The organism is Sphingobium sp. AP49 (genome assembly GCF_000281715.2).
Taxonomy (GTDB): domain Bacteria; phylum Pseudomonadota; class Alphaproteobacteria; order Sphingomonadales; family Sphingomonadaceae; genus Sphingobium.
Genome location: NZ_CP124576.1, coordinates 939,001 through 958,167 on the forward strand (window position 1 = coordinate 939,001; position 19,167 = coordinate 958,167).

Genomic DNA, 19,167 nt, shown 5'->3' on the forward strand with positions numbered 1-19,167 from the left:
ATAGGATCGGGCGAAATCAGCGCGGGTCATCGTCATGTGTCGGCTTCCCATGCTGTGACGCGCCGGTCAATGGTGACAGTTCATCTTCCAGCGACAGGCCCCGGGTTTCGGGAAAATAGCGCCAGACGATGACGAACTGGACCAGCATCGCGACCGCGAAGAACCAGAAAGGCAAGGCCCGCGATCCCTGGGCGACAACCGGAAAGCCGAAGGCGATCAGTGCGTTGAGCGCCCAATGGGCGGCGCTGCCCAGCGACTGGCCGCGTGCGCGCACGGCGGTGGGGAAGATTTCGGAGAGATAGACCCAGATCACCGCCCCCTGCGACACCGCGAAAAAGAGGATGAAGCCGATCAGCACCGGCAGCAGCAGCATCTCGCCGCGCCCGGTCGTGTAGATCGTCGCCACGCCAGCGAGCGCGATCGCGGTGCCGGCAGCGCCGGCCAGCAGCAGCGGGCGGCGGCCGACCCGGTCGATCATCGCCATGCCGATCAGCGTCGCGACCAGATTGGCGATGCCGATCGCCACCGACTGGAGATCGGCGGACAGGGCGCTGAAGCCCGCCATCGCAAAGATGTCGCCCAGATAATACAGGATCGCGTTGATGCCCGAGAGCTGGTTGAAGGCGGCGATCGCGAGCGCCAGCAGGATCGGCGTGCGGTGCGCGCGCCAGGACAGGCGCGCCGGCCCGGACGCGGCACGGGCGGTGGCGAAACGGGCGATCAATGCGTCCGCATTGCCCATCGCGAGGCGGCCGATCGCCCGGCGCGCGGCGTCGATCCGCCCCTGCTGGACCAGCCAGCGCGGACTGTCGGGAATGCGCAGCAGCATCGCCAGGAACAGGATGGCGGGGATCATGGCGACGCCCAGCTTGACGCGCCAGATATCGGGAATATCGATTACCGCTCCTATCAGTGCATTGCTGACATAAGCCGCCAGAATGCCGATGACGATGCTGAGCTGGAAGGCGCCGACCAGTCGGCCGCGCCGGTCGGCCGGGCTTATCTCCGCGATATAGACCGGCGCCAGAACGGATGTCCCGCCGATCGCCAGCCCGCTGAGCAGGCGAAAGGCGATGAACATCGGCAGGTTCGTGCTGAGGGCACAGCCGAGTGCGGACACGCCATAGGCGATCGCGATCCAGATCAGCACGGTGCGGCTGCCAAGGCGGTCGCCAGGCTTCCCGGCTCCCAGCGCGCCGATCAGCGTCCCGATCAGCGCAGCCGAAACGGCCGCTCCCAGTCCCGTAACACTCAGCGCGAAGGCATCGCTCAACGCATGCGTGACACCGGCAATCACGGCGGTGTCGAACCCGAACAGGAGTCCGCCAATGGCTGCGGCGATGACCGCGCTTATGCTGGCCGAACCGGCCATTCTGCCTGTCATCATCCTGCTCCCATATCGCCCGGCTTGCATGCCGGATTGAATAATGCAATTTAATGTATTAATTGATCGGAGCCGACGCAATCGATATTATGCCGCAGTCGGCGCGGTGGAACGGGAGAGCGGGCGTGGCAAAATGGGGCGGCATGTCCATCGGACAGCGATCGGACATGGCTAGGCGGCGCGCGCATTCCATGGCAACCGGTGTCCATCATGCTTGACGCTTCCCTGATCGCCGCCGCCGGGCGTCCCTTTGCCGGTCTGGAACTGGGCGGGACCAAGTGCGTCTGCACCCTGGCCACGGGTCCCGACGCCATATTGGACCAGCGGACGGTCCCTACCACCCGGCCCGAAGAAACGCTGCCGGCAATCCTTGCCATATTGGAAGAATGGGATGCGCGGGGCGGTTTCGTCGCGCTTGGCATTGCGTCCTTCGGGCCGCTCCAGCTCAATCCGGCGGCGGCTGATTATGGCTGCATCCTGGCGACGCCCAAACCGGGCTGGCCGGGTGCCGATATCGTCGGCACGCTGGCTGGCCCTTTTGCCGTGCCGGTGGCGTTCGACACCGACGTCAATGGCGCGGCGCTGGCGGAAATGCTGTGGGGGTGCGGGCAGGGCATGCAGGACTTCGCCTATGTGACCGTCGGAACGGGCGTCGGCGTGGGATTGATCGTCCATGGTGCGCCGACCCGGGGCATCGGCCATAGCGAAATCGGCCATATTCGCGTGCCGCGCCTGGCCGGCGACGATTTCGTCAGTGCCTGTCCCTATCATCCCGACTGTGTCGAGGGACTGGCGTCGGGTACCGCGCTGCGCGCCCGATTGGGGGATCGACTGCCATCGGATCTGCCACCCAATGATCCGGTCTGGGCGCCGATCGTCGATGCGCTGGCGGCGATGGCGCATGCGATGGTGTGCTCCACCGGGCCGTTGCGCATCGCCATGGGCGGCGGCGTGCTGGCCGGGCAGCCCCATCTGATCGGGCGTATCAATGCGGCGCTGCGCGACAGTCTGGCGGGCTATATGCATCTGCCCAATCCCGACCATTATGTCGTAGCGCCGGCGCTGGGGGCGCAGGCCGGCCCGATGGGATCGATCGCGCTTGCGTGTATGGCGTTGGCGCAGGCTGCGACAGCAGCATGATAACAACGGATTTTCTGCTATTGGACCGGCCATGAGCGCTCATCGTCTGATTCTCAACGCCGTCGAAAAACCCTGGGGCTGCACGGGCCTGTCGCCGCAATATGGGGCCGACCCCGACCGGCGTGTCGGCGAGATCTGGTTCACCGGCCCCGACAATGTGCCTCAACCGCTGCTGGTCAAATATCTGTTCACCAGCGAGCGCCTGTCCGTGCAGGTCCATCCCGATGACGGGCAGGCACGTGCCACTGGGCTGGCCGGTGGCAAGTCGGAATGCTGGTACGTACTCGATACCCAGGGCGACGCGCGGCTGGGCATTGGCCTGCGCCATGCGGTCGATGCGGACGCGCTGCGGGCGGCTGCGCTGGACGGCTCGATCGAGGATCTGATGGACTGGAAACCGGTCAGGCCGGGCGACTTCTATTATATCCCGGCGGGCACGATCCATGCCATCGGCGGTGGCATCACCCTGGTCGAGGTACAGCAGAATAACGACGTCACCTATCGCCTCTATGATTATGGCCGCCCGCGCGAACTGCATCTGGATGCAGGCATGGCGGTCAGCCGGCCTGAGCCTTATGATCGGCCGGTGCAGCATGTCGCGGTGGATGGATCGACCATTCTGGTTGATGAGGCGGGCGCGCCCTTCCTGCTGGAAAGCCGGGTCTGTCCGGCTGGAGAAGCGATCATGTTCGACACGGGGCTGTGCTGGTTCATTCCGTTCAGTGGTCATGGGACAATCGATGGCACGGCCTGGCAGGCGGGCGAATGCTGGCTGATCCAGGATCGGGCGACGCTCATGGTTGACGCCGACATGCACGCTTTCCTGGCGCGTCCCACCGACTGAGCCCCAACCCCGGGCACCTTTGTCCCGCATTCCCGGTTCGATCCGGGCAAATCATCCGCCCTGGACATGTCCGCGCGCGTCCATCCCATTATCCGGGAGCTGGAATCGCGTCCTAAGCGATTGATATTTTTAATTGTTCCACATTGTGGGGAAATGTCCATATGTTGCACATCTGGTCGTGCATCTGGCTCGCTTCGTCGAAAAAACTAACCTCCGGCGCAATGTCCATATATAGATATATATGTCCAATATATGGAACATATGAGCGGGCGGAACGGTATGAACCGTGCCACCCGCTGGAAGAAGACTGCCTCAAAAATGGGCAGGTATATGAATGTCGGGAGGATGTTTAAGTGCGGTTTTCCAAAAATTATGCCCTGGCCTCAACGTCGGCCATGGCGCTCCTCCTGATTGGCGCTGTTCCCGCCCACGGCCAGGACGCGGGTGCCGCCAAGGATGGCGCGGGCGAAAATGCAGACATCGTCGTCACCGGCATCCGCTCCAGCCTGCAGGGCGCGCTGAACGCCAAGCGCAACGCACCGCAGGTGCTCGACGCCATTTCGGCCGAGGATATCGGCAAATTCCCGGACAAGAATATCGGTGAAGCGCTGCAGCGCGTGACCGGCGTGCAGATTTCGCGCGCCGACGGCGAAGGCGCGGGCGTCACCATTCGCGGTGCCGATCCGTCACTCAACCGCGTCGAGATCAACGGCACGACCGCCCTGTCGACCACCGTGGGTGGCGGCCGCGACGTCGATTTCCGCGATCTGCCCTCCGAATTCGTCAACCGCCTCGAAGTGGTGAAGTCGGCCACCGCCGACATGACCGAAGGTGGCGTCGGCGGCACCGTGCGCATCATCACGCGCCGGCCGTTCGACAATGGCGGCAAGCCCTATCTGGCCGGCTCTGCCCAGGCCATCTATGCCGATATCGGCGACCATATGGATCCGCGCGTGGCGCTGATCGGCAGCGACACCTTCGCCAATGGCACGATCGGCGTGCTGCTGTCGGGCACGTTCGAGAACCGCAATGTCGAAAGCCATCAGGCCCGCACCACCGGCTGGGTCCAGCTGGACAGCGATCGCGCCACGCCGGGCATGCAGGCCTATGACCTCAACAATGACGGCATGGGCGACTTCTTCCCCGATATCCCGCGCTATGTCATCAACCGCCTGGAAACCCGCCGCTATGCGTTGAACGGCATCGTCGAATGGCGGCCGAGCGATGACCTCAAGGCCTATGTCGAGGGCAATTGGACGCAGTCGACCCAGTCGGTGACGTCGCAATATCTGCAGACCGGCACCAGCGGCGGCATTCTCGACACCGCGAACACGGTCGTTGGTCCCGACAATACGGTCACCCACCTGGAGATGACCAACAACACTGCGCTGGGCCAGACCGCGCAGCTGGGCGTGTCCTATCGCAACATTCTGGGCGACATCAAGCGCACCACCTATAATGCGGCGATCGGCGCGGAATGGACCACCGGCAACCTCACCCTGACGCCGAAAATCTCTTACTCCAAGGCCGAAGCCTATAATAACGAGATCAACGCGACCTCGGCCGTGACCGGCATGCCCTGGCTGGTCGTCGACTATGCCAATGGCCAGCAGGCGCCCAACATCATCCTGCCCAACGACCCGACCACCATCAGCGGTATCAACCAGCTGACCGTGCTGCGCCGCCCGCGCTACGACGACCAGGCCGAGAAGATGGCGAAGCTGGACGCGGAATATAAGCCCGACGGCGGAGTCTTCACCTCGTTCAAGGTGGGTGGCCAGTATCGCGACCTGACGGTCAAGAGCCGCTTCTATACCCGCACCACCACGCTCAACGGCTTCAGCGATCCCGCTGTGCAGCAGCAGATCAACAGCATCGTCGCGGGCAATGCGGGGCTTGGCACATCGCCCTTCTTCAACACCGGCAATCTGGGTTTTGACAATGGCTATACCGCCTGGCTCAACATGACCCAGGGCGTGGCCGATGCGGTCGGCGTGCCCGATCCGTTCGCGGAAGGCGGTTGCCCGGCCAATGCCGACGGCACCTGCCAGGTCTATACCGACACCTGGAAGGTCGGCGAACGCAATCTGGCCGGCTTTGCGCAGGCTGCCTTTGCATTCGACGTCGGCGCGGTGCCGGTCAGCGGCGTGATCGGCGCGCGCGTGGTGAATACCAAGGTGAATACCTCGGGCTATCTCAACACCGCGGGCGTGATCTCACCGGTTGCCTACAAGAGTGATGCCACCGAATTCCTGCCCTCGCTCAACCTGAAGGCGGAACTGCTGCCCAACAAGCTGATGGCCCGCGTCACCGCGACCGAGGTGATGGCCCGTCCGCTGCCTCAGCAGCTGGCGCCGCGCTTCACGCTGGACGTGGTCGGCCTGTCCGGTTCGCGCGGCAATCCGGGTCTCGAACCCTTCCGCGCGCGCCAATATGATGCGGGCCTGGAATATTATATCAACAAGACCAGCTTCGCGTCGGTGACCTATTTCCGCAAGGAAATCAGTTCGTTCATTCAGAACACGACCGAGCCCTATACCGATGCCAGCGGCGTCACCTATACCATCACCGTGCCCTCCAACGGCACGCAGAAGGTCACGATCAACGGCATCGAGGCCGGCGCGCAGGTCGCGTTCGACTTCATCGACGTGCCGGTCATCAAGCATATGGGTGTCATGGCCAACTATACCTATTCCAAGGATAGCGGCTATGAAGGGAAGGATTATTTCACCGGCGATGCGCTGCCCTTCCAGGGGCTGTCGCGCAACAGCTACAATATCGCCGGCTATTATGAGGATGATGTCGTCAGCCTGCGTGCCGCCTATAACTGGCGCTCGAAATATCTGATCACGGCACAGGGCCGCGGCAATAATCCGGAGTTCGGCGAAGCCTATGGCCAGCTCGACGCCTCGCTCAACATCACCGTGATGCCCGGCATTTCCTTCTTCCTCGAAGGCGTGAACCTGCTCGATGCCACGCGGAAGGAAAATGCCAACAGCATCTATCGCCGCACGATCATCGAAACCTTCGGGCGCCGCGTCTATGGTGGTGTCCGCTTCAAGATCTGATCGCGCTCATGACCCGGCCTCCCCCGGGACATGAGGCAGGCTGCGGGTCGGGCATGTCCCGGCCCGCAGTCCGATTTTTTCAGCAGACGCGGGATATGCCGCCATGTTCGCTCGTCGTACCGTCCTTGCATCGCTGGGCCTGATGCCCGTCGCCGGCCCGCTAATGGCTGCGGCGCGGGGGCCGCTCTGGCGCGATGACTTCCGTCATGGCCTCAAACAATGGCAGCTGGAGGCGGTGGGCGACGCGCGCGTCAGCGCACAGGATGGCCTGCTCGATATCATCGCGCCCAAGGGGCTGACGCTGTGGTTCCGTCAGGCGCTTAAGGGGCCGGTCGCGATCCACTATGATGTGCGTGCCGTGTCCGAAGGCGGCCGCTATGACGAGGTCAGCGACGTCAACGCCTTCTGGATGGCGCGCGACCCGTCCGCGCCCGGCGGATCGGCGCTTGGCCGCCCGCGCAGTGGCACGTTCGAGGACTATGACAGCCTGAAAACCTATTATGTCGGCATCGGCGGCAACCGGAACAGCACCACGCGGATGCGCCGCTATGTCGGCGAGCCGGGCCATCGCCCGCTGCTGCCCGAACATGACCGCACCGACCAGGCGGCGATGCTGGTGCCCAATCACTGGTTTTCGATCGGCCTGATCGCCAACGATTCTCATATCGCGGTGGAGCGGGACGGGGCGACCCTGTTCACGCTCGACGATCCCGATCCCTATCGCAGCGGCCATTTCGGCCTGCGCACGACGCAGAGCCATCTCCAGGTCCGCAACTTCACCATCACCAAGATCTGAACAACATAAAAAGGGAGAGCAACGTGGATATCAGGGCGGGGATCAGCCGGCGCGACAGCCTGAAAGCCGGATTGATGGCGAGCGCGACCGCGCTGTTGCCGGGCGCGGCGCAGGCGGCGACGGGTGCGCGCGGTGGCGCCATGCCCGAAACGCCGGTGCGCTGGATCGACGATGCCGCCCCGCCACTTTCGCTCGGCCAGACCTTCGGCGTGCCATGGCCGCGCGGCGTGCTGCGCGCGGGCAAGCCGCTGTCGATGCAGGGCGCCGATGGCGCGGTTCTGCCGTCGCAGCATTGGACGCTGGCGACCTGGCCCGACGGCTCGATCAAATGGACTGCCCATGCGCTGCCGGCGGGCAGCGGCCAGCCCGGCGCGCTGAAGGTGGTGCCGGGCAAGCCGGCCGCGCCGCAGGCGCCGGTGCTGGTGCGCGAACTGGCGGATCGGATCGAGATTCAGGTCGGCGCGCTGCGCTGGAGCATCGGCCGCTCGGGCAATGCGATCATCCAGTCGGCGCAGCAGGGCGGTCGCACCGTGGTAGGCCCGCTGACCCTGGTCGCCAGCGTCGACAGCGCGCCGGAGGGTGGCACCCGCACGCCCTTCACCGGCCGCATCACCAGCGCTACGGTCGAGCAGAAGGGGCCGGTCCGCGCCGTCGTCAAGCTGACGGGCGTGCATGAAGGGCATGGGCGGCAGATATTGCCCTTCACCCTGCGCCTCTATGCCCATGCCGGCGGCGACCATCTGCGCATTGTCCACAGCTTCATCTTCGATGGCGATCCGGCGAAGGATTTCATCAGCGGCATCGGCCTGACCGCCGCCGTGCCGATGGCCGGCGCCCCGCATGACCGCCATGTCCGCCTCGCCACCGCCGACGACGGCCTGTTCAGCGAAGCGGTGCGCCCGCTCACCGGCCTGCGCCGCGATCCGGGCAAGAAGGTGCGCGCCGCGCAGATCGCCGGCAAGGCGGTGCCGATGGACGCGATGGCACCGGGCGTGTCCAAGCTGCTCGATCGCATCCCGACCTGGGGCGATTTCGACCTGACCCAATTGTCGGCCGACGGCTTTGCCATCGCCAAGCGCACGCAGGACGGCCATGCCTGGGTCGATTCCGTCGCCGGCAGCCGGTCGCAGGGGCTGGGCTATATCGGCTCGCCCCAGGGCGGCGCGGCGATCGCCACCCGCTATTTCTGGCAGCGCCACCCGTCCCAGATCAGCATTCGGGACGCCGAAAGCGACACCGCGACGCTGACCGCCTGGCTCTGGTCGCCTGACGCGAAACCGATGGACATGCGCTCCTATCGCGGCGTCCTGGGGATGGAGGGCTATGACGCCCAGAATGAAGGGCTCGACATCACCTATGAGGATTATGAGCCGGGCTGGGATGCCGCGACCGGCATCGCCCGCACCAGCGAACTGACCCTCTGGGCCTGCGCCGCCACTCCTTCGGCCGATGCGCTGGCGGCGATGGCGCAGGCGAACGCCGTGCCGCCGCAACTGATGGTGACGCCCGATCGCATCCATGAAGCCGGCGTGTTCGGCATCTGGAGCCTGCCGGACCGCTCGACGCCCATGAAGGCGCGGATCGAGGATCAGAATGCCAATCTGGTCGACTTCTATGTGGGTGAGGTGGATCGCCGCCGCTGGTATGGTTTCTGGAACCATGGCGACATCATGCACACCTATGATTTCGACCGGCATGTCTGGCGTTACGACATTGGCGGCTTCGCCTGGGACAATAGCGAATTGTCGCCCGACCTGTGGTTCTGGACCAGCGTGCTGCGCACCGGCAATGCCGCCGCCTTCCGCTTTGCCGAGGCGCTGACCCGCCATACCGGCGAAGTCGATGTCTATCATCTCGGCCGGTTCAAGGGGCTGGGCACCCGCCATGGCGTCCAGCACTGGAGCGACAGCAGCAAGCAGCCGCGCGTCAGCAACGCCATGTATCGCCGCATCTTCTATTATCTGACCGCCGACGAGCGCGCCGGCGACCTGATGCGCGATCTGGTCACGTCCGACCTGGCGCTGGAGCATGTCGAGATCGGCCGCAAGGTACCGGGCGCCGAGCGCAATCCGCTGCCGGCCGGCGTCATCGATTTGAGCTTCGGCACCATGTGGTGTTCGGTCGCATCGGCCTGGCTCACCGAATGGGAGCGGACCGGCGACAGGAAGTGGCGCGAGCGACTGCTGAACGGCATGGATAGCATCGGACGCCTGAAATATGGCTGGCTCGCGGGCAGCGCGCCCTATGACCTCAAGACCGGGCGCTTCATGGGCGCGGGGGACAAGATTTCCATCTCCCACCTCAACGCCGTGTTCGGCGCGCTGGAGGTGAATGCCGAGCTTCTGGAACTGCTCGACGTGCCGCGCTATCGCACCGCCTGGCTCGATTATTGCCGCTGGTTCAATGCCTCTCCGCAGGAGTGGAAGGCGAAGTTCGACCAGCCCTTCGGCCGCCGCAACCTCAAGGAAGGCCATTCGCGCCTGACCGCCTATGTCGCGCGGGAGACCGGCGACAAGCAACTGGCGGTCCGGGCCTGGAAGGAATTCCTCGGCGGCGAAGCAGGCCTCGGCCTGTCGACCGGCGATCCGCGCGTGGCGCTGAAGGGGCCGGCCTATGTCCGCCCGATCGTCGAATGGCCGGACGTCTCCACCAATGCGGCGGCGCAATGGGGCCTTGCCGCGATCGAAAATCTGGCGCTCATTCCCGACGCGCTCGCCGACGTTGCCAAGTGATGAAGGGCCTTAAGATGAAGACGATGATGATTGGCCTGATGGCGGCGCTGACGGTGAGTGCGGCGACCCCGGCGCTGGCCAAGCCCGTGGCCGAATGGGTCGACCAGACCACCGGCCACCGCGTGCTGCGGCTGACCGACACGCCGGGCAGCGCCAGCCTCTATTTCCACCAGAACAGCTATACGCCGCAGGGCGACAAGATGGTGATCTCCACGCCTGACGGCATTTCGGTGCTGACCTTGGCCGACTGGAGCATCAGGCCGCTGGTCAAGGGCAAGGATATCCAGCTGCTCTTCACCGGGCGCAAGACGCGCACCGCTTATTATGCCAGCCACAGGCGCGACGATGGTGCCGGCGCAACGACCCTTTATGCCGCTGACATCGACAGCGGCAAGGTCCGCAGAATCGCGACCGTCGATCGCGGCTCGATCGGCTCGATCAATGCGGACGAGACGCTGCTGCTCGGCCAGTGGGCGGCCAGCGACAAGCCGCTCCAGCCCGACGGCACGCAGAAGCGCGCCGCGCCGGAAATCAAGCAGCAGTTCGGCCAGGCCAATTATGCGGCCAACGGCCCGGACGGAAAGCCGCTCAGCTTTGCCGAGGCGAAGGAAGTGCGCCTCAACGAGCGACTGGAAGCGCGTATACCGATGGAGATCTTCACCATCGACATCCGCACCGGGGAACGCAAGGTGGTGGTCGCCTCGACCGACTGGCTCAACCATATCCAGTTCTCGCCGACCGACCCAGGTCTCATCATGTATTGCCATGAAGGCCCCTGGCACAAGGTCGACCGGATCTGGACGATCCGCACCGACGGCAGCGGCCAGCAACTGGTCCACAAGCGGACCATGAACATGGAAATCGCCGGTCACGAGTTCTTCTCGCCCGACGGCAAGTGGATCTGGTATGATCTGCAGACGCCGCGCGGCGAGATATTCTGGCTCGCCGGCTATGAACTGGCGACCGGGCATCGCCAGTGGTTCAAGGTCGACCGCAACCAATGGTCGGTCCATTATAACCAGGCGCCCGACCTTCAGCATTTCTCCGGCGACGGCGGCGACAGCGAAATGGTCGCCCATGCCCCCGACGGCAAATATCTCTATCTCTTCACGCCTCAGGCCATTCCCGACGTCGCCGGCATCCATGCCGACAATGCCGCCGACCTGATCGCGCCGGGCACCTTCGGCGTCGAGAAGATCGTCGACATGCGCAAGCATGACTATCGGCTGGAGCCCAACATCACCTTCACGCCTGACGGCAAATGGATGATCTTCCGCTCCAACATGGACGGCGCGCCGCAAATCTACGCGGCGGAGATTGCCAAGCAGCCGGCGCACTGACGACGGGCGATTGCCGGGCGGGGCGGCGCTGGCCTATGGTCGGCGCGCCCCGTGCGAAAGGCGGACGTCATGATGCGTACCCGGCACTGCTCCCTGCTCCTGTTGCTCGCCCCGGTCGCCGCTGACGCTGTGCCGCCGCCGACCCCGGCCGATCTCGCCGGCTGCGAAGGATCGGCTTTCGTCGTGGACAAGCTCGTCTGCGCCGACCCGGCGCTCAAGGCGGCCGATGCCCGCGCCCGCGTGCCGGACGCCGATCAGGCCCGATTGCTCGACACTGCATCCGACTATGTCGAGCCGCAGGACGCCTGGTTCCAGCGTCGCAACCGCTGTGCCTTCGCCGCCGACCAGCCGGCCTGTCTGCGCGACGCCTATGCCGAACGCACGGCCGTGCTGGCGGCGCTGGCCCATGATCCCGCGCAGGATCGGCCTGGGCTATGCGGCAAGGTGCCGGTGCGGATCGGCCAGGTGGGCAACGCGGCCATCATCCGTGACGACAGCCGGCTGGTCGCCGTGGCGCTGCCATCGTCCCGCTCGCCCTGGCGTCCATTCGTGACGGTCGAGCTGCGCGGCGGCACGCTACGCTTGCGTCGGCTGGATGGCGTCCAGATGGATTGCCGTTAGCGATCAATCCTCCTCATCATCGGTATGCACGATATCGGCCCGAGTGACCTGCCCGCCCTGGGTATGGACCACGGCCAGGCGTTTGCGCCCCTTGTCGCGGAAGCGGCGTTCCCCGCTGTCGAGCGCCGGGTCGGCGATCATGATGAGGGCATCGAACACGCCGCGCGCCTCGCGTAATTCGGTCAGGATCGCCAGCAGCTCGTGCGAGGTGATGCGCGTGCCGCCCTCGCTGTCGGGCATCTGCGTTTCGATGATCCGGTGCAGCGCCTCGACGATCGCCAGTGTGGGGTGCAGCCGCTCGACCGAAACCGGCGGGGTCAGCGGTACCGCGCGTACCTCTGCCAGCGCCAGATAGGGGTCGATCGCGCCCGGGCCGAAGACCTGTTCGATACTGGCCAGGGTCACCGCGTCGAGATTGCTGGCCTGGTTGCGGGCATTTTTGACCGTCCCGGCGGAACAGCCGATGCGGTCGGCCAGCTGGCTGTCGGACAGGCCATGCCGTTTCTGGACGCGCCGAACGATCGTTGCGACCGCTTCCCTATAGGCCCCGTTCGATAGCCGCGATCCGGTCATATTCGGTATCTCCCGCGCCGTCCTGTCGCCGTTGCGTCAGATTTGGCGGTCTCCGGTGCCGCGCGCAAGAGTTTGTGCGTGGCCGCCGATTTGCGGAAAGACCTTGGCCCGGTGCCTTGCCTAGTTCCACGATCATGAATCAGGATCGCCGTCGTTTTCTCCTTTCCGCTTCCGTTCTGGTCGCGGGCGCCGTGGGCACCGCGCGTGCTTCCGCGCCGGGGCCGATGCGCGCGCTGAAACCGATGCTGCCGGCCCAGTCGATTGCGCCGACCCTGACACCAACGCCGCCCGCGCTGGTCAAGCCTGCCCTGTTTGCCCAGGCGCGTGCCGCGATGGAGCGCCATCCCCAAATCATCAACCGCCAGCGCATGGCCCTGGTCGATTTCGCCGCCCCCTCGTCGGATCCGCGGCTGCACATCGTCAACCTGCTGGACGGCACAGCGACCTCCTATCTGGTCGCGCATGGCAGCGGGTCCGATCCGGATCATAGCGGCTGGCTCGAACATTTTTCCAACGCGCCCGGCTCCAATGCCTCCTGCGCCGGGGCCTTCCTGACCGCCGACCCTTATGTCGGCAAGCATGGTGCCTCGCAGCGGCTGATCGGACTCGATCCGACCAACAGCAATGCGCTCAGCCGGGCGATCGTGCTGCATGGCGCCTGGTATGCCGAACCGGCCGTCGCATCGGTCCGCGGCAAGCTGGGCCGCAGCCAGGGTTGCTTCGCCGTCGGCGACAGCGTGAAGGCGCAGGTGATGGCGCAACTCGGCCAGGGCAGCCTGATCTACGCGGCCAAGCTGGTCGCCTGACATTGCAAGATACGCGCGTCGCCCCAATCGACGCGTGGGTCCGCGCCGCCACTTATCCCCTTTCGTGGCGGTGGCATGGCCATCCGGGAGCGGTCCGAACGCCGCTCCCGGACATTTCTCTCCGGGTTTTCTCCCAGCGTGCATCCATATTGATATCTGATGTATTTGTGGCGCGGTGCTGTAGCATTTCGGCGCCATAGGGACGGCTGTCAGCGTCCGTATGAACAGGGGAACAAGGCATGAAACGCATCACGACCTTTGTGTCGATGGCCGCATTGTTGGCAGCCGTCCTTCCACTTTCGCCTGCCATGGCGGCCCCGCCGGGCGATGTCGGTGACCTGGTCGGCGCGCGCGGCTCCTCGGGCGAAAGCGCGCTCCAGTCGCGCGGCTATCGCATCGCCAAGCAGAACGGCCTTACCAACTATTGGTGGAACAGCGCCAAGGACCAGTGCATCCGCGTCGTCACCTATAATGGCCGCTATGATGCGATCGACAGCGCGTCGGACGGCGATTGCGGCCATGGCGGCGGCGGTGGCACGGCGGCTGCCGCCGTAGCCGGGGTCGCGGCGATCGGCCTGATCGCGGCGCTCGCCAGTCACAAGAAGAGCCATAATGACAGCTCGGCCCAGCATGACAGCGAATATGAGCGGGGCTATAATGACGGCCTCTATGGCGGCGATTATGACCGCAACGACAGCGAGGCCTATCATTCGGGCTATTCCGCGGGTGAGGCGGAACGGGACAACCGCCTCGCCTCCAACAGTCATATCGTGCGCGGCGCGCCGGCGGCGGCGCAGCGGGCCTGCGCGCGGCGGGGCGATGACTATCAGAATGTACCGGCGGGCAGCTCCGTCCCGGTCAGCGTCTATCCGCAAGGCAGCGACCGGTACGAGATCATCGTCGCGTCCGGCCATTATCGCGCGCGCTGTACCGTGACCGGCAATGGCAATGTCATTGCGATGGACCCCTATTGATCGGAAGGAGGCGTTTCATGAGGAATGCAATGATCGCGGCCGGCGCACTGGCGGCACTGGCCATGCCGGCCATTGCCCAGGCGCCGGTGCGCAGCGAGCGGGTTCAATTTGCCAAGGGGGCAGCGTCAAAGGTCATCAAGGCATCGCTCAAGGGCTATGACATCGTCGATTATCTGGTCGGCGCGCGCGCCGGCCAGACGATGAATGTGACCTTCAAGACCAGCAATGCCTCCAGCTATTTCAACCTGATGGCACCCGGCGCAGGGGAGACGGCGATGTTCGTCGGCTCGACCGCCGGCAACAGCTTTTCCGGCCGCCTGCCCGCCAATGGCGATTATCGCATCCGCGTCTATCTGATGCGCAATGCCGCGCGCCGCAATGAAGTCGCCAATTATACACTGACGGTCGGCATATCGGCCGGCGCCGCGACGGCGGCACAGGCCATGCCGGCCGGGACTGGCGCACCGATTACCCCCGGCAATATGCCGGCCTATTGCCGGGGGGAGGCATCCAGCCAATATGGCACCCGCCCGACCTATGTGAAAACCGGCGCCATCGCGAAGGCGCCGGGCGGCGGCTTCACTATCGATGGGACGGTCGACAAGGGCAGCGAAGGGACCAAGCGCTTCCGTTGCCGCTATGATGCCAAGAGCCGCTTCGTCGATGTGATGGCGCTGACGCCGGACGGCGAATAGGGGGTCAGTTCCCCAGGATCAGGAAGCTCGCCAGACTGTTGATCAGCGAGGCGAGCATCCAGGTGCCGAGCGCGGATCGAAAGGCTTTGCCGGTCGATTTCCGGGTGCGGCTGCGCAGCCAGATCGTTTCGATCCGCAGGTACCAGATGATCGTGATCAGGCTGACGACCAGGGCGGCGACGGTCACCTCCATATGGTTCAGCCGGGCCAGGATCGATGCGATGCCCAGGACCAGCGCGGCAGGCGCGGCAATATAGCATTGCGCGTAAAAGGGACGGCGCAGCGTGTCGCGGTTGAGCGCCAGTCCCTGCGCCTTCAGCCGCCGCACGGCAAACATCAGCGGATAGATGGAAAAAAGGAAGGCGCGCAGCACCAGCAGGTTCAGTTCCGAACTCGTAATCTGTTTGCCAAGGCCCGTCGTCGCCACCTCCGGCATCTTCTGGTGCGCCGCCACTTCGATCAGATGGGATATCACGATCGTCAGCATCAGGAAGAGAGGGGGACTGAGCATGTCGGTGAACTGCTGTTCGGGCGCGTCCCGCAATTCCCTGTCTGAATAGCCCAACATCTGGATCGGATGGCGGATGGTCCGCCACAGCGTGCGCGGATAGAAGACCAGCCAGCTCATCGCCTCATAGAGAAATTCCTCAAGCGACTGGAACAGGCGTAGAAAATCCATCGGTACCTCGGCGGAATGACGGCGCGATCATCGCGGACGGGCGGGCCGGGAGCAAGAGTGCCATGACACGCAAAGGCCGCTCCCGATCGATGCCGGGAACGGCCTTGTTGTTCGTGCCTGGTTCGCCTTGTCTCAGCCAGGTGGAGCGACGACCAGATAGGTCACGCCCGATCCCAGATATTGCGGTTTGTACCAGATATTGTTGCACGAATAATAGGTGATGCTGCTGCGGATCACCTGCGGACAATTGGATGGCAGCACATAGACTGTCGATCCGACCGTCGGGTCGGCGATGACCACCGTGGTCGAAGGCTGGGCTGCCGATGCAACCACCGCCGCTGTCGTGCCGGCGACAATGCCAACGGCTGCCGCGTCCCAGAAGGGATCATCGTCCCATCCCCACCAGTAGGGGCCGGGCGGAGGCGGCGGTGGAGGCATCGGATGCGGACCTGGACCGGGGCCAGGATGTGGACCGGGGCCGGGACCAGGACCAGGACCAGGATGCGGACCCGGGCCAGGGCCAGGGCCAGGGCCAGGACCGGGGCCAGGACCAGGATTGGGATGCGGCCGGGGACCATCGCCGCCGCCGCCCGGGCGCGGTGAAGGCGTGTGATGGATGCCGCCGCCTCCGCTTCCCGGCGCGTGGAAGTTCATGGCGGTGCCAGCGTGCATTGAGCCACCGCGTAGCCCCGGGCCGCCAAAGCGCGGGCGGGTCTCGCCGGCGGTGGTGGCCGCCAGCAGGATCAGGGTCAGGCCTGCGGTACAACCGCTCCGCAGCCATTGGGTCGGCTTTGTCTTGCCCGTCATGTCACTGCTCCCCGTCTTGCGAGACCGTTGCGAGGTCGATCGCGCTGGTGCCGGCGCCGGGCCGGAAGGTGAAGGACGATGCGGCAAAGCTGGGCGCGGTGTTCCATGTCAGGTCGGCGACATAGGAGGGCTTGGCCGGGCTCGACCGGGTGGTGATCGCGATCCGTAGCGGCAGCGGCTTGGCTCCGCGCGCGATCCATATCTGGAAGTCGAGATCATCCCCACGATAGAAGAACTGGTCGGCCTCCTGGCCGTTCACCTTGGCATAGCCGACATGCATCGCGGTGCTCAGCCCGTCGGTCGGCGCCCCGGCATCGGCCCAGTAGAACAGGTCGGCCAGCGGCAGCGAGATGCCGTATTTATCATAGATGGCATCGACGGCATCGACGATCTTGCCGGGCGTGGCGACCGTGGCATAGGCCTTTTCCCGAGGGATGAAGACGGTGAAATTCTTGCCGTCGAAATAGAAGTCGCGCACCTGCCGATCGGACTTCATCTCGATATGGAAGCCATTGGGCCGCGCGACCTCATAATGGCCTTCATAGCTGAAGCTCAGCTTCATGTCGGATTCGTCGATCTGCCGTTCCAGCGTCGCCTTCGTGTTCAGCTCGAAACTCTTGAGCGTCATGAGATATTTGCCCATGCCGGTCAGCGCCTGGATCGCGACCGGATCCAGCTTGCCGGCCGGGGGCGAGGCGGCAGGGGCTGCCGGAGGCGTCTGGGCGGTGAGCGGCGGTGCCGCAGCGGCGGCGATGCAGAAGCTGATGGCGGACAGGCCGATGGCCAGTCCGGATAGGCGTTTGGGCATCGCATATCTCCTTGAAGGCAACCGCTACGCTGCCGCGTCGGGAGACTATCCGCTATCGGGACAAACCCGAATCTGCCGTCAGGATTGACCGTAAGGAGAGATAGGCAGCGCTATGGCCGGGCAGATGCCGTGGCGACGAGGTGCGATGAACTGGCCTTGGGCGGAACCTTCACGGCGCTGCCGAGATCGTCGATCCATGGCACCGATACCGGCATGGCGAGCGCAATGGCACGAGGAGCCTCGACCAGGGCATTGGGACTGGCCGTCGCGATGGCAAAGCAGATACCGGCACCGGCGGCGATGAAGGCAGACCAATCTCTAACCATGGCACGCAGCTCCCTTGCTGGGCGGCGGCGGGACGGAGGCGGTTGCGAACGGCAGGCGACTCGAGACCCGTACGCTGGAATAGGAATGATCGCGCATATGGAGCCAGCATGCCATAGCGTATTTACCCGGATAACGACCTGCGTCCTGCTTTGGTCCACCTACTTCCCGGCGCGCGTACAAATATTCCATCGCCTGTACCTTAGGGTCGGGCGGCCCATGGCCTAGGGGTGAATCCCGATGGTTGCGCGCGCAAATGCTTGGATATTCAGACCTGGTTCCGACAGGGAGACTGCAACATGTCCAGACGCGCTTTTGTCATGGGTCTGATCCTGGTGCTGGGCGGCTGTGCCACCACGCCGACGATCAAATATGACGCTGATCCGGCCGCCAACTTCAGCAGCTATCGCAGCTATAGCTGGGCTTCGGCGACCGTACCGCAAGGCATGAACCCGCTGATCTTCCAACGGGTCAAGACCGCGATCGCCAGTGGCCTTGCCGCGCGCGGCTATAGCGAGGGCAATCCGGGCGACTTCGCCGTCGGCTTCACCCTGGGTTCGCGCGACCGGGTCCAGGTCACCGACTTTGGCAGCTATGGCGCTTTCTATCGGCCCTGGGGCGGATGGGGCGGCTATCGCGACGTCGATGTCCGCAACGTCACCGACGGTACGCTGACGATCGATATCTATGATACCAAGAGCAAGCAGCCGGTCTGGCATGGCACCGCGACGCAGGAGGTCAGCGGCCAGAGTCCCGACCAGGCCAAGGTCGATGCGGTGGTCAATGCCGTACTCGCCAATTTCCCGCCGCCTCCGCCCAAGGCCAAGTGAGGAGAGGCAGCATGGCCGACCATATCGATCCGTCCGCCGCGCCGCAGCGGCCTGAACGCAATGTGGGCGGCCCAGTGCCGCCCATCCCGCAGGTCGATCCCAATGATCCGGAAGGGGCATCGACCCAATATTCCCATTTTCGCACCGGCCTGTCGCGCCACCGCACGGGTCTGTCGGAACATCGTACCGACCTGTCGGAGTTTCGCACGGACCTGTCCCAGCACCGCACCGACCTGTCGGAACATCGTACCCACTTGTCCGACAACCGCACCGAAATGTCGATGCGGCGGACCGGCATGTCGTTCCAGCGCACCCGGATGAGCGCGGACCGGACGATGATGTCGGAAATCCGTACCGCGTTGTCGCTGATCGGTTTCGGCTTCACCATCTATCAGGCGTTCGAAAAGCTGCGCGTTGCCGGGAGCATCCAACATGCCGGCGCGCCACGCAATTTCGGCATGGCTTTGCTGGTATTTGGGATCATGATCCTGGTCGGCGGGATCGTGCGTCATGTCCAGTTCGGGCTGGAACTGCGCGACCGCCGAACGGAGATGGCCCGGGATGGACTCGTCCATGCCGATAGCGGTTTCCCGATCTCGGTCTCGCTGGTCGTGGCGATCTGTCTGCTGGCGCTGGCGGTCGCGGCGGTGCTGGGCATGGTCTTCAACATCGCGCTCTTGGGCCAATAGGCCGGGGACTCCCTTGCTCCCCTGCCGCTCGCGGGCGGGCCTTTCCGACAGGAAAGA

At 64.7% G+C, this 19,167-nt stretch carries 18 protein-coding genes; 12 read left to right on the top strand and 6 right to left on the bottom strand.

Annotated elements, in window-relative coordinates:
- Positions 1 to 16: 16 nt before the first annotated feature.
- Positions 17 to 1,387, bottom strand: a complete 1,371-nt coding sequence (locus tag PMI04_RS04560) for a sugar porter family MFS transporter (protein ID WP_238535891.1) — start codon at positions 1,385 to 1,387, stop codon at positions 17 to 19.
- A 207-nt stretch (positions 1,388 to 1,594) separates the two neighbouring features.
- Between PMI04_RS04560 and PMI04_RS04565 the strand changes: the two genes are divergently transcribed.
- The 7 genes from PMI04_RS04565 to PMI04_RS04595 all read left to right on the top strand — a co-directional run bounded on the left by PMI04_RS04565 (position 1,595) and on the right by PMI04_RS04595 (position 11,925).
- Positions 1,595 to 2,524, top strand: coding sequence for an ROK family protein (locus PMI04_RS04565; protein WP_007707718.1), 930 nt, complete (start codon positions 1,595 to 1,597; stop codon positions 2,522 to 2,524).
- 31 nt (positions 2,525 to 2,555) lie between these two features.
- The gene (locus PMI04_RS04570; protein ID WP_007707716.1) at positions 2,556 to 3,368 is read left to right on the top strand and encodes a class I mannose-6-phosphate isomerase; all 813 of its coding nucleotides are present in this window, start codon (positions 2,556 to 2,558) and stop codon (positions 3,366 to 3,368) included.
- 353 nt (positions 3,369 to 3,721) lie between these two features.
- The gene (locus PMI04_RS04575; RefSeq protein ID WP_007707714.1) at positions 3,722 to 6,436 is read left to right on the top strand and encodes a TonB-dependent receptor; all 2,715 of its coding nucleotides are present in this window, start codon (positions 3,722 to 3,724) and stop codon (positions 6,434 to 6,436) included.
- Between the two features lie 103 nt (positions 6,437 to 6,539).
- Complete coding sequence (locus PMI04_RS04580; RefSeq protein WP_007707712.1) at positions 6,540 to 7,232, top strand: DUF6250 domain-containing protein; 693 nt, start codon at positions 6,540 to 6,542, stop codon at positions 7,230 to 7,232.
- Positions 7,233 to 7,255: 23 nt separating this feature from the next.
- Positions 7,256 to 9,964: a hypothetical protein gene (locus PMI04_RS04585; RefSeq protein WP_007707710.1), complete on the top strand. Its 2,709-nt coding sequence runs from the start codon at positions 7,256 to 7,258 to the stop codon at positions 9,962 to 9,964.
- Between the two features lie 14 nt (positions 9,965 to 9,978).
- Entirely contained in the window at positions 9,979 to 11,304 is a 1,326-nt protein-coding gene (locus PMI04_RS04590) for an oligogalacturonate lyase family protein (protein WP_007707707.1), read from the top strand.
- 69 nt (positions 11,305 to 11,373) lie between these two features.
- A complete protein-coding gene (locus PMI04_RS04595) occupies positions 11,374 to 11,925 on the top strand; it encodes a hypothetical protein (RefSeq protein ID WP_157178098.1) in 552 nt (183 codons plus the stop codon).
- A 3-nt stretch (positions 11,926 to 11,928) separates the two neighbouring features.
- On the opposite strand, the gene PMI04_RS04600 is transcribed toward PMI04_RS04595, so the two are convergent.
- A complete protein-coding gene (locus tag PMI04_RS04600) occupies positions 11,929 to 12,498 on the bottom strand; it encodes a helix-turn-helix domain-containing protein (protein WP_007707701.1) in 570 nt (189 codons plus the stop codon).
- Positions 12,499 to 12,632: 134 nt separating this feature from the next.
- On the opposite strand from PMI04_RS04600, the gene PMI04_RS04605 reads away from it, so the two are divergent.
- The 3 genes from PMI04_RS04605 (at position 12,633) to PMI04_RS04615 (ending at position 14,973) form a co-directional block, all read left to right on the top strand.
- A complete protein-coding gene (locus PMI04_RS04605) occupies positions 12,633 to 13,304 on the top strand; it encodes a murein L,D-transpeptidase catalytic domain family protein (RefSeq protein WP_007707689.1) in 672 nt (223 codons plus the stop codon).
- Between the two features lie 239 nt (positions 13,305 to 13,543).
- Positions 13,544 to 14,278: a hypothetical protein gene (locus tag PMI04_RS04610; protein WP_283184854.1), complete on the top strand. Its 735-nt coding sequence runs from the start codon at positions 13,544 to 13,546 to the stop codon at positions 14,276 to 14,278.
- Between the two features lie 17 nt (positions 14,279 to 14,295).
- Positions 14,296 to 14,973, top strand: a complete 678-nt coding sequence (locus PMI04_RS04615) for a hypothetical protein (RefSeq protein WP_007712708.1) — start codon at positions 14,296 to 14,298, stop codon at positions 14,971 to 14,973.
- A 4-nt stretch (positions 14,974 to 14,977) separates the two neighbouring features.
- Here PMI04_RS04615 and PMI04_RS04620 read toward each other — a convergent pair whose 3' ends face one another.
- The 4 genes from PMI04_RS04620 to PMI04_RS04635 all read right to left on the bottom strand — a co-directional run bounded on the left by PMI04_RS04620 (position 14,978) and on the right by PMI04_RS04635 (position 17,593).
- The gene (locus tag PMI04_RS04620) at positions 14,978 to 15,652 is read right to left on the bottom strand and encodes a hypothetical protein (RefSeq protein WP_007712711.1); all 675 of its coding nucleotides are present in this window, start codon (positions 15,650 to 15,652) and stop codon (positions 14,978 to 14,980) included.
- Between the two features lie 132 nt (positions 15,653 to 15,784).
- Positions 15,785 to 16,090 carry a hypothetical protein gene (locus PMI04_RS04625; protein WP_086014444.1) on the bottom strand — a complete coding sequence of 102 codons (306 nt, stop codon included), beginning with the start codon at positions 16,088 to 16,090 and terminating at the stop codon, positions 15,785 to 15,787.
- A gap of 370 nt (positions 16,091 to 16,460) precedes the next feature.
- Positions 16,461 to 17,267, bottom strand: a complete 807-nt coding sequence (locus PMI04_RS04630; RefSeq protein WP_007712723.1) for a DUF2092 domain-containing protein — start codon at positions 17,265 to 17,267, stop codon at positions 16,461 to 16,463.
- 110 nt (positions 17,268 to 17,377) lie between these two features.
- Entirely contained in the window at positions 17,378 to 17,593 is a 216-nt protein-coding gene (locus PMI04_RS04635) for a hypothetical protein (protein ID WP_007712726.1), read from the bottom strand.
- Between the two features lie 297 nt (positions 17,594 to 17,890).
- Between PMI04_RS04635 and PMI04_RS04640 the strand changes: the two genes are divergently transcribed.
- Positions 17,891 to 18,421, top strand: a complete 531-nt coding sequence (locus PMI04_RS04640) for a DUF4136 domain-containing protein (protein ID WP_007712729.1) — start codon at positions 17,891 to 17,893, stop codon at positions 18,419 to 18,421.
- Between the two features lie 11 nt (positions 18,422 to 18,432).
- The gene (locus PMI04_RS04645) at positions 18,433 to 19,110 is read left to right on the top strand and encodes a DUF202 domain-containing protein (RefSeq protein WP_007712732.1); all 678 of its coding nucleotides are present in this window, start codon (positions 18,433 to 18,435) and stop codon (positions 19,108 to 19,110) included.
- Positions 19,111 to 19,167: the final 57 nt, after the last annotated feature.

What these genes read in the sequence shown, in the direction of transcription:
- PMI04_RS04580 (WP_007707712.1), top strand. Translation starts at nt 6,540, where the DNA reads ATGTTCGCTCGTCGTACCGTCCTTGCATCGCTGGGCCTGATGCCCGTC.
- PMI04_RS04605 (WP_007707689.1), top strand. Translation starts at nt 12,633, where the DNA reads ATGAATCAGGATCGCCGTCGTTTTCTCCTTTCCGCTTCCGTTCTGGTC.
- PMI04_RS04595 (WP_157178098.1), top strand. Translation starts at nt 11,374, where the DNA reads ATGATGCGTACCCGGCACTGCTCCCTGCTCCTGTTGCTCGCCCCGGTC.
- PMI04_RS04610 (WP_283184854.1), top strand. Translation starts at nt 13,544, where the DNA reads ATGAAACGCATCACGACCTTTGTGTCGATGGCCGCATTGTTGGCAGCC.
- PMI04_RS04625 (WP_086014444.1), bottom strand. Translation starts at nt 16,090, where the DNA reads ATGCCTCCACCGCCGCCTCCGCCCGGCCCCTACTGGTGGGGATGGGAC.
- PMI04_RS04570 (WP_007707716.1), top strand. Translation starts at nt 2,556, where the DNA reads ATGAGCGCTCATCGTCTGATTCTCAACGCCGTCGAAAAACCCTGGGGC.
- PMI04_RS04630 (WP_007712723.1), bottom strand. Translation starts at nt 17,267, where the DNA reads ATGCCCAAACGCCTATCCGGACTGGCCATCGGCCTGTCCGCCATCAGC.
- PMI04_RS04600 (WP_007707701.1), bottom strand. Translation starts at nt 12,498, where the DNA reads ATGACCGGATCGCGGCTATCGAACGGGGCCTATAGGGAAGCGGTCGCA.
- PMI04_RS04615 (WP_007712708.1), top strand. Translation starts at nt 14,296, where the DNA reads ATGAGGAATGCAATGATCGCGGCCGGCGCACTGGCGGCACTGGCCATG.
- PMI04_RS04560 (WP_238535891.1), bottom strand. Translation starts at nt 1,387, where the DNA reads ATGATGACAGGCAGAATGGCCGGTTCGGCCAGCATAAGCGCGGTCATC.
- PMI04_RS04590 (WP_007707707.1), top strand. Translation starts at nt 9,979, where the DNA reads ATGAAGACGATGATGATTGGCCTGATGGCGGCGCTGACGGTGAGTGCG.
- PMI04_RS04620 (WP_007712711.1), bottom strand. Translation starts at nt 15,652, where the DNA reads ATGGATTTTCTACGCCTGTTCCAGTCGCTTGAGGAATTTCTCTATGAG.
- PMI04_RS04640 (WP_007712729.1), top strand. Translation starts at nt 17,891, where the DNA reads ATGTCCAGACGCGCTTTTGTCATGGGTCTGATCCTGGTGCTGGGCGGC.
- PMI04_RS04635 (WP_007712726.1), bottom strand. Translation starts at nt 17,593, where the DNA reads ATGGTTAGAGATTGGTCTGCCTTCATCGCCGCCGGTGCCGGTATCTGC.
- PMI04_RS04565 (WP_007707718.1), top strand. Translation starts at nt 1,595, where the DNA reads ATGCTTGACGCTTCCCTGATCGCCGCCGCCGGGCGTCCCTTTGCCGGT.
- PMI04_RS04645 (WP_007712732.1), top strand. Translation starts at nt 18,433, where the DNA reads ATGGCCGACCATATCGATCCGTCCGCCGCGCCGCAGCGGCCTGAACGC.